Origin of the sequence: Streptococcus hyointestinalis (genome assembly GCF_011039275.1) — a bacterium.
Taxonomy (GTDB): domain Bacteria; phylum Bacillota; class Bacilli; order Lactobacillales; family Streptococcaceae; genus Streptococcus; species Streptococcus hyointestinalis_A.
Genome location: NZ_JAAKGB010000001.1, coordinates 1,962,993 through 1,975,558 on the forward strand (window position 1 = coordinate 1,962,993; position 12,566 = coordinate 1,975,558).

Sequence of the window (12,566 nt, forward strand, 5' to 3'; positions counted from 1 at the left end):
TCAAGGATAATCGCTGCTTTATTAAGCTTTGACCTCACTCATACGCCCTGTGTCAACGTCATAGACTGCTCCAGAAATCTCGACATCGTCTGGAATGAGCGGAGATTGTCGCAAGAGCGCCATGTCCTCACGCACACTCTCCTCCACATCTGTAAAGGGCAGAAAGTCCTTGTCATGCACATCAACGCCCAAATCACGCTCAAGCTGTTGTGTAAAGGCAGCATTTTCAAAAGTCTGGGCTCCGCAGTCGGTGTGGTGAATAACGATAATCTCACGAGTACCTAGCTGCTGCTGCGAGATAACTAGCGAGCGAATCATATCATCTGTCACACGCCCACCAGCATTACGCAGGATATGCGCATCCCCAAGCGCCAAGCCTAAGGCTTGCGCCACGTGTAACCTCGAGTCCATGCAGGTCACAATCGCCACACGGGTCTTTGGGTGAATAGGCAAGTGCGCTGTCCCATGCAGGTCAACGTAAGCCTGATTGGCTTTCATAAATTGCTCAAAATATGACATAACTTCTCCTTAATGTGCAAACACTTTCTTTAAAACATCACTCACGGTTGAAACGCCGATAACCTCAATGCCGTCTGGCAAAGAAAGCCCAGCGAGGGCATTTTTAGGGGCGTAGATTTTTTTGAAGCCTAGTTTTGCCGCTTCGTTGATACGTTGTTCGATACGATTGACCCGTCTAATCTCACCGGTCAAGCCAATCTCGCCGATAAAGGCGTCCTGCGGATTGGTGGGCTGTTCTTTGTAGCTGGAGGTGATAGCGACAGCAACGGCAAGGTCAATGGCTGGCTCATCCAGCTTGACACCGCCCGCTGACTTGAGGTAGGCGTCTTGATTTTGTAATAATAGTCCGCAACGCTTTTCTAAAACCGCCATGATAAGGCTGACTCGGTTAAAGTCAAGCCCTGTCGTTGTCCGCTTGGCATTGCCAAAGACGCTAGGCGTTACTAGCGCCTGCACCTCAGCTAGGATAGGACGTGTCCCCTCCATGGTCACGACAATAGCAGAGCCTGTCGCCCCATCCAAGCGCTCCTCTAGGAAAACTTCGCTAGGATTGGTCACCTCAACCAAGCCAGCTGACTGCATCTCAAAGATACCGATTTCGTTGGTAGAGCCAAAACGGTTTTTCACCGCTCGTAAAATCCTAAAGGTGTGATGGCGCTCGCCCTCAAAGTAGAGCACCGTGTCCACCATGTGCTCTAGCATCCGTGGTCCTGCCAAAGTCCCTTCCTTGGTCACATGCCCCACGATAAAGGTGGCGATATTGTTGCTCTTAGCCAGCTGCATGAGCTCTGCTGTCACCTCACGCACTTGACTGACCGACCCTTGGACACTAGAAATCTCTGGGCTCATAATGGTCTGAATGGAGTCAATAATCAGAAAATCAGGCTGCAATTTCTCTATCTCCGCTCGTATGCTCTGCATATTGGTCTCAGCATAGAGATAAAACGCATTGTCAATATCGCCAAGGCGCTCGCTACGCAGCTTAATCTGCTCAGCAGACTCCTCACCCGACACATAAAGTACCGTTCCCTTATTTGCCAGCTGAGTAGAGACCTGCAGGAGCAGCGTCGACTTCCCGATCCCAGGGTCTCCTCCAATGAGAACAAGACTGCCTGGAACAACGCCACCACCTAGGACACGGTTAAACTCCTCCATGTCGGTCTGTGTGCGATTGACGTTGATGGAGCTAACTTCGCTCAGCTTGACAGGACGAGTCTTCTCACCAGTTAGGCTGACTCTGGCATTTTTAACCTCGGTGACGTCCACTTCCTCCACAAAAGAGGTCCAAGACGAGCAACTGGGACAACGCCCTAGATATTTTGAAGAATGGTAACCACATTCTTGACAAACAAATGTCTTTTTCGTTTTAGCGATGATAAACCTCCCACTTATAAATCTACTGTTATCGTCTCACCATAGGCTATTTCTTTCTGAGAGACAAATTGGCGCATGAGCATGCTGTGTGTCACGATAATAACCGTGTCATAGCCACGGTACTTTTCCGAGGCGGCTAAAAAACGTTGTTTAACCTGTTCTGCCGTTTCATACCGATGAGACGGATTTTCTGGTAACTTGCCATCATTTTCCCAAAAAGTCTGATAAGCTTTCGCAACCGCTTCTCCTGTATAATTTAAATTATCTAAGTCAGGTCGCCACTCATGAAAGAAAGGCTCAACTAAAAGCGCAAGACCAGTCTCACAGGCGATATAGGTTGCCGTCTCAAGCGCTCGCGTTATCGAGGATGAGATGATGACGTCAGCCGATTGAAAGCTTTCTTTTTTAGCAAGCTTTCGTGCCAAATAGCGACCATGTTCGCTCAAAGGTGCCAAATCACGTCCAAAACCACTATAGTTTTCAGGATGCTCACATCCATCTAACATGGAATAGTCTGGCTCAGAATGGCGAACAAAAATGACTCTCATAAAAATCTCCTAGTCCATTCGCAAAGGTCACTTAGTTTCCTGTACTTCCAAAACCACCTGTACGCACCCCTGTTGCCTCGTCGCCGTCAGCAACCAAGAAAGGTGCAAAGACACCTTGGACAATGCGCTCACCCACTTCAAGCGTGACGGGCTGGTCGGTGATATTTTGCATTTGAGCAAAGATATGCCCTTCATTTGCGGGATTGCCATAGTAATCCCCATCAATGACACCTACCGAGTTAATCAGAACCAAGCCTTTTTTTCTCGGATTTGACGAACGGTCGTAGAGATAGAGCACCTCACCAGCCTGCATATAAGCCTTGACGCCTGTTGGCACAAGGACAATCTCACCTGGCTCAATCACCACACGCTCAGCCACTTTCAAATCATAACCAGCCGCATGCGCTGTTTCACGCTTTGGCAGCAAAGTCTCGTCAGTATAGCTTGACACCAACTCAAAACCACGGATTTTCATCACATTTTTCCTCCAAGATATTATTTCTTTATTATAATCTATTCGTTTACGAAAAGCAAAATTCTAAGATATTATCGGCTCAAGTCAGACAAGCGACTTGTGACTATGGTATAATGAACAAGATACTAGACTAAATTTAGCAAAGGAAAGAGGAAGAAAATGGCTAAGCAAACTGTTGCAGTCCTAGGACCAGGGTCTTGGGGAACTGCTCTAGCTCAAGTCCTAAACGACAACGGACACGACGTGCGTCTTTGGGGCAATATTCCAGAACAAATCGACGAAATCAATAACCAACACACCAATACCCGCTACTTTAAAGACGTTGTCCTCTCAAGCGACATCAAGGCTTATACCGATTTAAAGGCTGCGCTTGACGGCGTGGACGCTGTTTTATTTGTCGTTCCGACAAAAGTGACACGCCTTGTCGCAAAACAAGTAGCTGAAGTCCTTGACCACAAAGTCACGGTCATGCACGCCTCAAAAGGCTTAGAGCCTGGCACACATGAGCGCTTGTCTACTATCCTTGAAGAGGAAATTCCTGAGGACTTGCGTAGTGAGATTGTCGTGGTCTCAGGACCAAGCCACGCTGAGGAAACCATTGTGCGTGACATCACTCTCATCACAGCTGCGTCAAAAGATACCGAAGCTGCCAAGTACGCTCAAAAGCTCTTTAGCAACAACTACTTCCGCCTCTACACCAATACAGACGTTATCGGAGTCGAGACAGCTGGGGCGCTCAAAAACATCATCGCTGTTGGTGCTGGTGCGCTTCACGGTCTTGGCTACGGTGACAATGCCAAAGCTGCCATCATCACACGTGGACTGGCTGAAATCACCCGCCTCGGTGTCAAGCTAGGGGCTGACCCATTGACTTATAGCGGACTGTCTGGTGTTGGTGACTTGATTGTCACAGGGACATCTGTTCACTCCCGCAATTGGCGTGCTGGGGACGCTCTTGGACGTGGTGAAAAGCTAGAGGACGTTGAGAAAAATATGGGCATGGTCATCGAGGGTATCTCAACGACCAAGGTTGCCTATGAGCTGGCTCAAGACCTCGATGTTTACATGCCAATCACGACAGCTATCTACCGTGGTATCTACAAAGGTGCTGACATTCGTGAGAGTATCCTTAGCATGATGACCAATGAACTTCGCGCTGAAAACGAATGGCGATAGGTCTAGCCTTTTGCTTTCCAATATGATAAAATGTAGTAAATACGCTTACATATAGAAGGGAAAAGTTATGACTAAAGTAAGAAAAGCAGTTATCCCAGCGGCAGGACTTGGGACACGTTTCTTGCCAGCTACCAAGGCACTCGCTAAAGAAATGTTGCCTATCGTTGACAAACCAACCATCCAATTCATCGTTGAAGAAGCTCTAAAATCTGGTATCGAGGATATCCTTGTCGTTACAGGGAAGTCAAAACGCTCTATCGAGGACCATTTTGACTCAAACTTTGAGTTGGAATACAACCTCAAAGAAAAGGGCAAACACGACCTCTTAAAACTGGTTGATGAAACAACAGGGATTCGTTTGCATTTCATCCGTCAGAGTCACCCACGTGGACTTGGCGACGCTGTTTTACAAGCCAAAGCCTTTGTGGGCAATGAACCGTTTGTTGTTATGCTTGGTGATGACCTCATGGATATTACCAATCCAAAGGCAACGCCGCTCACCAAACAGCTCATCAATGACTATGAGAAAACGCATGCTTCAACCATCGCTGTCATGGAAGTCCCTCATGAGGATGTGTCTAGCTACGGCGTGATTGCACCTCAAGGTGAAGGCGAGCACGGGCTTTACAGTGTGGAAACCTTCGTTGAAAAGCCTGCACCAGAAGACGCACCTAGTGACCTTGCCATTATCGGACGCTATCTCTTGACACCTGAGATTTTTGCTATCCTTGAGACTCAAGAGCCAGGCGCAGGCAATGAAATCCAGCTGACAGACGCTATTGACACGCTCAATAAAACACAACGTGTCTTTGCCCGTCAGTTCACAGGTGACCGCTATGATGTGGGCGATAAGTTTGGTTTCTTAAAGACAACCATTGACTATGCCCTACAGCACCCACAAGTCAAAAATGAGATGAAAGACTATCTCATCACTCTTGGTAAAGAGCTGGAACAAGCTGAACCAAAAAGCAAAGACTAAAAATTAAAAGAAGAGAACGCTGTTCTCTTCTTTTTTTAATTTAAGCTAAAGCAAGAAAAACCAAAATCACTACAATCAGCACATAAAGACCAGCGGCTAAGGCTCGGTATTTTCGGCTAAAAAGATGTGGCTCAAAGAGTGTTGGCAAGGAAACAGCCATCAAGGCACCGCCAAGAAGCCCACCAAGGTGTCCAGCGAGACTAATCCCCGGTGTAAAGAGATTAAAAATCAAGTTAATAGCAATCAAGGCTTGATAAGAACGCCCCAGTTGCTTGAGCTGGACATTATGACCATAGTAGCCAACCAAAATCACCGCTGCAAAGAGACCAAAGATAGAAGTTGACGCTCCAGCAGCCACGACATTTGGTGTAAAAAACAAGGTCACAGCATTTCCCATGATACCTGACAAGACGTAAAGGAGCAAGAATCGGCGTGAGCCCCAAATGGTCTCAGCCATCTGCCCTAAAAAGTAAACAGTCAGCATATTGATGAGAAAATGCTCCCAGCCAAAGTGGACAAAGATAGGCGTAACCAAGCGCCAGAGCTGAATGGGACTTGCCTTGACCAACTCACCGTACATAGCCCCAAACTGGATACCTGCTATACTGGTCTCCGCATAGCTGCCATAAGTCAGCTGCATAGCAAGAAAAATAAGCGTCGTCAGTACCAAGATAAGCATGGTAACAGGGTATTTTTTGAACTCTCTCATCGCACAAAAACCTCTCTCACAGCCACATCATGACTTTCCTCCTCAAAACTATAGCGCTGAAAATCATAAATCGTACTCACTGTAGCTCCCGAAAAATCAGCCAAATAACGGTCATAATAACCGGCACCATAGCCAACACGAAAGCCTTTGTCATTAAAGGCGACCCCTGGCACATGGATGAGGTCAATCTTATCCTTAGGAAAAGCGAGCTCGCTTTTTGGCTCTAAAAGCCCAAAGGTTGTTCTCATCAGCTCTTCTTTTTTGTACTCACCAAAAATCATGCGTCCTTTGGAATAGGTCTTTGGAATCAGCACCGTCTTACCATCTAAAATCGCCTGCTCAATCAAAGGCAACGTCGCAAACTCATGCCCAAAAGCCATATAAGTAGCAATGACCTGAGCGTCCTTGTAAGCAGGATTCTTTAGCACATCCAAAAGCAGCTGTTTATCACGCTGCTCTTTTAGCTGCCTATCCTGCTCTGCCATTTTGGCAATTATCATTTTTCGTATCTCTTTTTTTTCCATAGTCCTATCATATCAAAAAATAGCTTTTTATGCTTTTATTAAGGTTTTTAAGAAATCTTTAAGCTTACTCACATATAATTAAAACATCCTAATTAAAGCGGTTGTACAACCGTTTTGGAGAATACTCTCTCCTAAATTATTTTCCTTTTTCATAATCCTAGCTTTTGTCAGATTGTTAGGATAAATCTCCTAAAAAGGCGCCCCTCCCAAGGCGCCTTTTCCTTTTTGTCTAATTAGCTTTATCGTTCAAAAAACGGCTGATGGCATTGACACCAAAGCTTATAGCCTTCTCATCTGGTGACATTTTAGGGTGGTGTAGAGCATATGGGCTATCAACGCCTAGCCAAAACATGACACCTGGCACTTGGTGTAAGAGATAGCCAAAGTCCTCGCCGGTCATGGATGGCAAGCAATCCACCAGTGTGACCTCCTCATCCTTATCAAAGAAAGCCATCAATTCAGCTGCTAACTCAGGATTATTTTCCACAGGGAGATAGCCACCTTGCTTGAGGTTAATCTCAACACTGAGTCCAAAGGACTTGGCAATGCCGTCAGAAAGGTCACGGAGTCGCTGCTGGATGAGGAGACTCATCTCCTGCGTCAGCGTGCGCACGGTGCCGTGAAGGGTCGCTGTCTCTGCGATGACGTTGTTGGTCGTCCCTGCGTGCATAGAGCCAAAAGTCACCACCCCACCCTCGATCGGGTCGACATTGCGACTGACAATAGTCTGAGCCTGTGTGACAAAGTAAGAGGCAGCAACCAAGGCGTCATTTGCCTCGTGTGGGAAGGCAGCGTGTCCGCCCTTTCCTGTAAAGGTGATGAAGACCTCACAAGTCCCTGCAAATAAAGTGCCTGTGTTGGTTGCAATAGTCCCTACAGGAAAGTCTGGTCGCACGTGTAAGCCATAAAAAATATCTGGCAACCAATCACCAAAAGCGCCGTCTTGGTACATGAGCATACCACCAGCTTCGTTTTCCTCCGCTGGTTGAAATAAAAAGAGTAGGTTGTTCTTAGGCTGTCTTGCTGTCATTTTTTCTAGCAAACCAAGCGCCACGGTCATGTGAATGTCATGCCCACAAGCGTGCATGCGCCCCTCGTGCTGACTTGAAAAAGGCAGACCTGTCTGCTCTACGACTGGCAATCCGTCAATGTCTGTGCGCCAGCCAATGGTTTTTTCTGGCGCAGTTCCTTTGATAAAGACCAGAATCCCTGTCCGCCAAGTGCGGTACTGGATAAAAGGCTTGTCCTTGATTAGCGTCTCAATCTGGTCTAGCAAGTAAGCCTGCGTCTCAAACTCCTCTAAGCCAATCTCAGGAATCTGGTGCAAGCTTCTGCGTATCTGAATCAAATCTAGTGTCATCTTCTCCTCCTTGTCACATCTAGTCAAAAGGTCTAAAACACTTGTTTTAGACCCATTAGCATTAGAGTTGGCGCAGTGCTTCTTCAAGGGCTGTTTTTTGCTGCGTCTTTTCATCAATAGTCTTGATGACACGAGCTGGCACACCTGCGACAACCACATTTTCAGGGACATCCTGAGTCACGATAGCTCCCGCTGCGATGACAGCATTATCGCCCACTTGAACACCCTCGATAACAACGGCGTTGGCTCCGACAAGGACATTGTCTCCGATACGGACGGGCTCAGCTGACGCCGGCTCAATCACACCGGCAAGCACCGCACCTGCTCCGATGTGGCTATTTTTCCCGACAATAGCACGCCCACCAAGGACAGCCCCCATATCAATCATAGTACCGCTGCCGATTTCAGCGCCGATATTGATCACAGCGCCCATCATCACAACAGCGTTATCTTCGATAGTGACTTGGTCACGGATAATCGCACCTGGCTCGATTCTAGCGTTGATGTTGCGTGTATCAAGCAGAGGAACAGCAGAGTTGCGCCCATCCTGCTCAACGACGTAGTCTTTATTTTCCGTCAAGTTAGCCAGCAAAAGCTCAACATCTTTCCAATCTCCAAAGAGGACATTGCCAAGCTTGGTCACGCTCTCTGGAACGCTACCAGCCAATTCCCCCTCAAAAGTCACCTTGACTGGTGTTTTTTTCGGACTATTTGCAATAAAGGCAATAATCTCTTGTGCCGACATTTTCTGTGCTGTCATAAGGTTATCTCCAATCGTTTTTTTCTATTATAACAGAATTTTCCAAACATTGTTATATCAATCTTTAGAAAAGTTCATCCACGACAAAACTACGACCTATGGACAAGGTCTTTTTTGGTTTTACCGATATATCTAAATTTTTAATTTAGTAGCTAGTAATCTCCGCTATCACACTTTCTAGCTTTTCAACGCTCACAGTTTCGTGTGGTTGTATCTCTTCGCCGTCAAGGACAAAGTCATAAATTTTGCCGTCTTTGCGAACGACTTTCGCTGTTCCTTGATAGTCCAATTGTCCAAGTGCAATCGCTTCAATAAAATTGTATAATGTATTATTCATATTTACCACCTTTCAACACTAGTCTATCACAAAACAAAAAATACCAACATGACATTTATGTCATGTTGATTCAATTAAACCCTATTCTATGTTGTCACAAGGCAACAAACTTTTACCAATTATAATGCTGTATAAGAATCGCTAATACCGCTGAGCACAACAAACTAAACAAAACAACACTCAAATAAAATCGATGTCTTCCGTAGATATGAAAAATATTATTGCAACGCCCAAGACAATCACAACTTTTGTCCACTATAGATTTTCCAGATACTTTTGAAGTCCACAACAACAAAGCATATACGATGGTAAAAATGAAACCAATAAGGATACTAGCTATCATTAAAGTCCTACCTAAAGACACTTCTTTAGCACCTAAATTATCTAAAATCTCTGATAAACTAGAGAAGCCTCCAAACATAACAAAAACAAAAGCTGAGAACACCCCAAGAATACCAATAATTTCTCCGTACATATTATTGATTTTTTCAGGTATATTTTCGTTCAGTTCATTTTGTAAGCCTGCTAACCTTTCATAAGACGCATTGATCTCTCGCGTTAATCGTTGATTTTCTTGTTCTAACGACATATAAGTGTTATGTAATTCACTCTGCAAAGAATTATAAAGCTCACTTTTTTGAACTTGAGATAACTCTGCTTGGTTTAACATCTTTTTTAGTGTGACAACAGGCTTTTCATCGTAATTTTCTTCCAAGTCTTGTAATACAATTTTTACTTTTTGGAAAAAACTTGTAAATTCAGCATACTGACTAGTATAAACTTTTCTTGCTACAAACTGATAATCAATAATCACTGTATCAGTTGTCGGAATTTTATCTAGTAAAGCTTTTATATCATCTTCTAACTCTGCAGAATCAACAGTGTCAGCAGGAGGAGTTACAGAATCTAGTTCATCTACAATATTAGACTGGCTTGCAGAACTATAACTATTATTGCTTTCCTTATCAAGAATTTGTAAAAAAGCCCCTAAATAATCAGTTTGTTGTTCCATCTCTTAATACCTCATCAAGTGGATAACTTATATCGCTACGGCCATAGACAATAGCTTCTTGGTTATTTTTCCAAAAGTGGTGAGTATGGCTTGCGCTAACCATTCTAAATGGTGCAACATCTAGAAATTTATCTATTAAAGGATTTAGTTTTTCATAACGTTGATTAGCTTGATACTCCCCTACTATCTCAGAGGACCCAAAGATATTGAAGCGATTATATTCCGATTCAACTACTGGACCATACCGCCATACTAAAAATGGTTCAGAATATATCTCTTCTTGCTCGTCTCGAGTCAATATCTGTGATGAGTTGCGTAAAACAAAGTACATAATTTTTTGCAAGGATAAATTAGTGACGGGATGTTTTGTTTCTTGCGCTCTAGCCAGTATGTGGTCTGCAAACTCTCTCATTGTCATTAGTCTTTCCTCCCTAACTTACACAAAAAAACACAGTGTCACATCTGTCACCTGTGCTATTTTTAAAATTATATTACCAACTTATATGCACTTGTTTCTAACAGATGGTCTGTTTTGAACAGATTTTCTGTTAACACTAAAATAAGTGTATTATATTTTTGTTTTTTTGTCAATTACCTATTTCGCTATTTAGCTATTTCACTATTTCACTATTTAAACTTCTCCAAAGACACACAAAAAGCCCCTCTGGTCTCAACCAAAGGGGCTTTACTGCGTTCGCTACTTCGTCTTTAGCCACTGACGATAGGTGGGCAAAAGGAGGTTCCTCGATTCTGTTTATTTTTGGCGTAGCTTACGTTGTGTACCAAATTTTATTATACCACATTAAGGCTTATAGTAGTTGACTAAATCGTCTTTATCCCAAGCGCTGAGCCATACTGGACCATATTGTCCAAACTCAAACTTACGCCAGTAGTAACCGCCGTAGTAGCCACCCTCTCCAGTATCTCGGATGTTGTTCTCGTCAATTTCAAAACTGAAATACATACCAGCCTTGAAATCCTTATCAGCACCGTCCTTGACGTTATTGCCATTCTCGTCTACCCAGTTAACCATCGCCACGGGGATACCGTTCTCAAGCCAATCAAAGCCAATCGGCGCAAGATAATCACACTTGATTTGGTGGATACCGTGGATGAACTTCACTTCATTTGCGAGGTAGTAGGCTTTTCCGTCTGGCTTGCGCACCGCAGGCTGTGGCGCACTCGCATTTGTCACTGCACCATTATAGCGCCATACCTCGATATAGCGAGGGGTATTTCTTGCGTAGTAGTTGTTCCACTTGTGCGTAGAGACAGCCGTTCCAGCTTGTCCGCCAGTGGAGTAGTCCACACTGATAAAGTCCTCGCCGTTCATCATCACGCCAACGTGACCGCCAGCACCGCCAGATGTTGACATATCAGCGCCCCAGCTCATGAGGACAATGTCGCCACGCTTAGCGTCCCAGTCCTGATTGGCAGATACACGATAAAAGCCGTTCTTAGCCAATTGACTGCCAAGTGTCACTGTGGACGGCAAGCCTTGGATAGGGATGCCAGCTTCTTTGAGAGCTTGCGAGATTGAGCCAGAACAATCCGCCGTGCCATCGTTACCGTTACGACTACCGTACATAGAGTAAGTGAGTTTGCCACGACGAGCAACAAACCAGTTAATAAGTGTGTCAATATTCATATATCTTTCTCCTATTCTTCTGGATCAATAGTTTCTTTCACCTTTTCCAAACGTTTCACGACAAATTTAGGAATTGGCATTCCTAGTACAACACAGTTCTCGATGATAGAGATAGCATAAGTCACCGCAATCAGTGCCAGCATTGCCCACGCTGCCTCTTCAAAGGTCAGGTACACCATAATTGGATAAACAAAAATGCTGAACAAAATCACTGTAAAGTGCTTGCCTAAACCTTTGATACCTATACTTGAGTTGATAACCTTAGTGACCCACGCCTTAATCAGACCTGTGGCAATATCCAAAAAAACCATCCCAATCGCCACCCAAATCCAAATGTCAGACTGGTAAATGTAAAAGAAACGCATTATGTCAATTGTTGTTGGAATATGTTCCATCTTTTCCTCACTTTCTTAATTAAAAAACATAAAATTTCCTGTAGCTTTGGCATAGGCCTCTGTATTTCCTTGTGAAAATAGGGTTAATTTGTGTGCTGTATCCACACGACAAGCTAAGGGGGTGTATAGTGAATTCCCTCTAAATCCAGCCACTTGAAAAATCATTTGTTTACCAGACGTATTGAGACAGCCTTCTGGCAAAGTTCCGAATTCTCCTGTGACTGTACCTGATTTTGAAATATCAAGATTGACCTCAACCAAATTTAAGACACCAGTATTAACAACTCGTGCTCTAGCCGTTCCGGACCAACCTGCATTGAGGTTAATATTTTGCCAACCTCCTTCTTTCCACCCTGTGTCAATAGTTGAATAAATGGTGCGTATATAGGTTTTGTTAGCAGATAGCCATGTGAACTCAATTTGTTTAAATTGACCCCCTCCTGCCCCTGTTATTTTCACTAATACTAAACTACCATCAACAGAAGATGGCGCATTGACAAGACTACGGCCAACATAAACTCCCATATCTAAACCCAAAATGTCAGTACCATTCTCAACCGTTTTAGCATATCGTCCTTTCCAATCTAGATGCTTCTTATCTGTCGAGGATAAAAAGCCATCACGCTCTGTTGTGGCGGGTAGGTGAATTCCTGTGCCGTTAGATCCTACATGTTCGTTGATTTGACCGATTGTCTTAGAAACAGCTTCTGCTAATTTTGTTCCTTTTAGTACATTTGCCATAAATTTCTC

The 12,566-nt window shown here is 44.4% G+C and carries 16 protein-coding genes; 2 read left to right on the plus strand and 14 right to left on the minus strand.

Annotated elements, in window-relative coordinates; translation table 11 throughout:
- Window positions 1–21: 21 nt before the first annotated feature.
- The 4 genes from G5B60_RS09730 to G5B60_RS09745 are packed head-to-tail and all read right to left on the minus strand — an operon-like array spanning window position 22 to window position 2,916.
- Window positions 22–519, minus strand: coding sequence for a beta-class carbonic anhydrase (locus tag G5B60_RS09730; RefSeq protein WP_164683813.1), 498 nt, complete (start codon window positions 517–519; stop codon window positions 22–24).
- Window positions 520–528: 9 nt separating this feature from the next.
- Complete coding sequence (gene radA / locus G5B60_RS09735) at window positions 529–1,893, minus strand: DNA repair protein RadA (RefSeq protein ID WP_164684277.1); 1,365 nt, start codon at window positions 1,891–1,893, stop codon at window positions 529–531.
- A 14-nt stretch (window positions 1,894–1,907) separates the two neighbouring features.
- On the minus strand, window positions 1,908–2,441 hold the full coding sequence (locus G5B60_RS09740; RefSeq protein WP_164683814.1) for a histidine phosphatase family protein: 534 nt from the start codon (window positions 2,439–2,441) through the stop codon (window positions 1,908–1,910).
- Window positions 2,442–2,472: 31 nt separating this feature from the next.
- Window positions 2,473–2,916 (minus strand): dUTP diphosphatase, encoded by a 444-nt coding sequence (locus tag G5B60_RS09745; RefSeq protein WP_164684278.1) that lies wholly within the window; start codon window positions 2,914–2,916, stop codon window positions 2,473–2,475.
- A gap of 159 nt (window positions 2,917–3,075) precedes the next feature.
- On the opposite strand from G5B60_RS09745, the gene G5B60_RS09750 reads away from it, so the two are divergent.
- Window positions 3,076–4,092 (plus strand): NAD(P)H-dependent glycerol-3-phosphate dehydrogenase, encoded by a 1,017-nt coding sequence (locus tag G5B60_RS09750; protein ID WP_164683815.1) that lies wholly within the window; start codon window positions 3,076–3,078, stop codon window positions 4,090–4,092.
- A 67-nt stretch (window positions 4,093–4,159) separates the two neighbouring features.
- Window positions 4,160–5,071: a UTP--glucose-1-phosphate uridylyltransferase GalU gene (galU, locus tag G5B60_RS09755; RefSeq protein WP_164683816.1), complete on the plus strand. Its 912-nt coding sequence runs from the start codon at window positions 4,160–4,162 to the stop codon at window positions 5,069–5,071.
- A gap of 40 nt (window positions 5,072–5,111) precedes the next feature.
- Here galU and G5B60_RS09760 read toward each other — a convergent pair whose 3' ends face one another.
- From G5B60_RS09760 to G5B60_RS09805, 10 genes are all read right to left on the minus strand, one after another.
- On the minus strand, window positions 5,112–5,780 hold the full coding sequence (locus tag G5B60_RS09760; protein WP_164683817.1) for a rhomboid family intramembrane serine protease: 669 nt from the start codon (window positions 5,778–5,780) through the stop codon (window positions 5,112–5,114).
- Window positions 5,777–6,304, minus strand: coding sequence for a 5-formyltetrahydrofolate cyclo-ligase (locus G5B60_RS09765; RefSeq protein ID WP_164683818.1), 528 nt, complete (start codon window positions 6,302–6,304; stop codon window positions 5,777–5,779). The genes G5B60_RS09760 and G5B60_RS09765 overlap by 4 nt, the downstream gene beginning before the upstream one ends.
- Window positions 6,305–6,533: 229 nt before the next feature.
- Entirely contained in the window at window positions 6,534–7,664 is a 1,131-nt protein-coding gene (locus tag G5B60_RS09770) for an N-acetyldiaminopimelate deacetylase (protein WP_164683819.1), read from the minus strand.
- Window positions 7,665–7,725: 61 nt separating this feature from the next.
- On the minus strand, window positions 7,726–8,424 hold the full coding sequence (gene dapD / locus G5B60_RS09775; RefSeq protein ID WP_164683820.1) for a 2,3,4,5-tetrahydropyridine-2,6-dicarboxylate N-acetyltransferase: 699 nt from the start codon (window positions 8,422–8,424) through the stop codon (window positions 7,726–7,728).
- A 145-nt stretch (window positions 8,425–8,569) separates the two neighbouring features.
- Entirely contained in the window at window positions 8,570–8,761 is a 192-nt protein-coding gene (locus tag G5B60_RS09780) for a hypothetical protein (RefSeq protein WP_164682033.1), read from the minus strand.
- Between the two features lie 112 nt (window positions 8,762–8,873).
- Entirely contained in the window at window positions 8,874–9,773 is a 900-nt protein-coding gene (locus tag G5B60_RS09785) for a hypothetical protein (protein WP_164682187.1), read from the minus strand.
- Complete coding sequence (locus G5B60_RS09790) at window positions 9,757–10,185, minus strand: Panacea domain-containing protein (RefSeq protein ID WP_241154531.1); 429 nt, start codon at window positions 10,183–10,185, stop codon at window positions 9,757–9,759. The genes G5B60_RS09785 and G5B60_RS09790 overlap by 17 nt, the downstream gene beginning before the upstream one ends.
- A 390-nt stretch (window positions 10,186–10,575) precedes the next feature.
- The gene (locus tag G5B60_RS09795; RefSeq protein ID WP_164683822.1) at window positions 10,576–11,421 is read right to left on the minus strand and encodes a lytic exoenzyme target recognition domain-containing protein; all 846 of its coding nucleotides are present in this window, start codon (window positions 11,419–11,421) and stop codon (window positions 10,576–10,578) included.
- A gap of 11 nt (window positions 11,422–11,432) precedes the next feature.
- A complete protein-coding gene (locus tag G5B60_RS09800) occupies window positions 11,433–11,816 on the minus strand; it encodes a phage holin family protein (protein ID WP_164683823.1) in 384 nt (127 codons plus the stop codon).
- Window positions 11,817–11,831: 15 nt separating this feature from the next.
- On the minus strand, window positions 11,832–12,557 hold the full coding sequence (locus G5B60_RS09805) for a hypothetical protein (protein ID WP_164683824.1): 726 nt from the start codon (window positions 12,555–12,557) through the stop codon (window positions 11,832–11,834).
- Window positions 12,558–12,566: the final 9 nt, after the last annotated feature.

What these genes read in the sequence shown, in the direction of transcription:
- G5B60_RS09730 (WP_164683813.1), bottom strand. Translation starts at nt 519, where the DNA reads ATGTCATATTTTGAGCAATTTATGAAAGCCAATCAGGCTTACGTTGAC.
- G5B60_RS09740 (WP_164683814.1), bottom strand. Translation starts at nt 2,441, where the DNA reads ATGAGAGTCATTTTTGTTCGCCATTCTGAGCCAGACTATTCCATGTTA.
- G5B60_RS09745 (WP_164684278.1), bottom strand. Translation starts at nt 2,916, where the DNA reads ATGAAAATCCGTGGTTTTGAGTTGGTGTCAAGCTATACTGACGAGACT.
- G5B60_RS09750 (WP_164683815.1), top strand. Translation starts at nt 3,076, where the DNA reads ATGGCTAAGCAAACTGTTGCAGTCCTAGGACCAGGGTCTTGGGGAACT.
- galU (WP_164683816.1), top strand. Translation starts at nt 4,160, where the DNA reads ATGACTAAAGTAAGAAAAGCAGTTATCCCAGCGGCAGGACTTGGGACA.
- G5B60_RS09760 (WP_164683817.1), bottom strand. Translation starts at nt 5,780, where the DNA reads ATGAGAGAGTTCAAAAAATACCCTGTTACCATGCTTATCTTGGTACTG.
- G5B60_RS09765 (WP_164683818.1), bottom strand. Translation starts at nt 6,304, where the DNA reads ATGGAAAAAAAAGAGATACGAAAAATGATAATTGCCAAAATGGCAGAG.
- G5B60_RS09770 (WP_164683819.1), bottom strand. Translation starts at nt 7,664, where the DNA reads ATGACACTAGATTTGATTCAGATACGCAGAAGCTTGCACCAGATTCCT.
- dapD (WP_164683820.1), bottom strand. Translation starts at nt 8,424, where the DNA reads ATGACAGCACAGAAAATGTCGGCACAAGAGATTATTGCCTTTATTGCA.
- G5B60_RS09780 (WP_164682033.1), bottom strand. Translation starts at nt 8,761, where the DNA reads ATGAATAATACATTATACAATTTTATTGAAGCGATTGCACTTGGACAA.
- G5B60_RS09785 (WP_164682187.1), bottom strand. Translation starts at nt 9,773, where the DNA reads ATGGAACAACAAACTGATTATTTAGGGGCTTTTTTACAAATTCTTGAT.
- G5B60_RS09790 (WP_241154531.1), bottom strand. Translation starts at nt 10,185, where the DNA reads ATGAGAGAGTTTGCAGACCACATACTGGCTAGAGCGCAAGAAACAAAA.
- G5B60_RS09795 (WP_164683822.1), bottom strand. Translation starts at nt 11,421, where the DNA reads ATGAATATTGACACACTTATTAACTGGTTTGTTGCTCGTCGTGGCAAA.
- G5B60_RS09800 (WP_164683823.1), bottom strand. Translation starts at nt 11,816, where the DNA reads ATGGAACATATTCCAACAACAATTGACATAATGCGTTTCTTTTACATT.
- G5B60_RS09805 (WP_164683824.1), bottom strand. Translation starts at nt 12,557, where the DNA reads ATGGCAAATGTACTAAAAGGAACAAAATTAGCAGAAGCTGTTTCTAAG.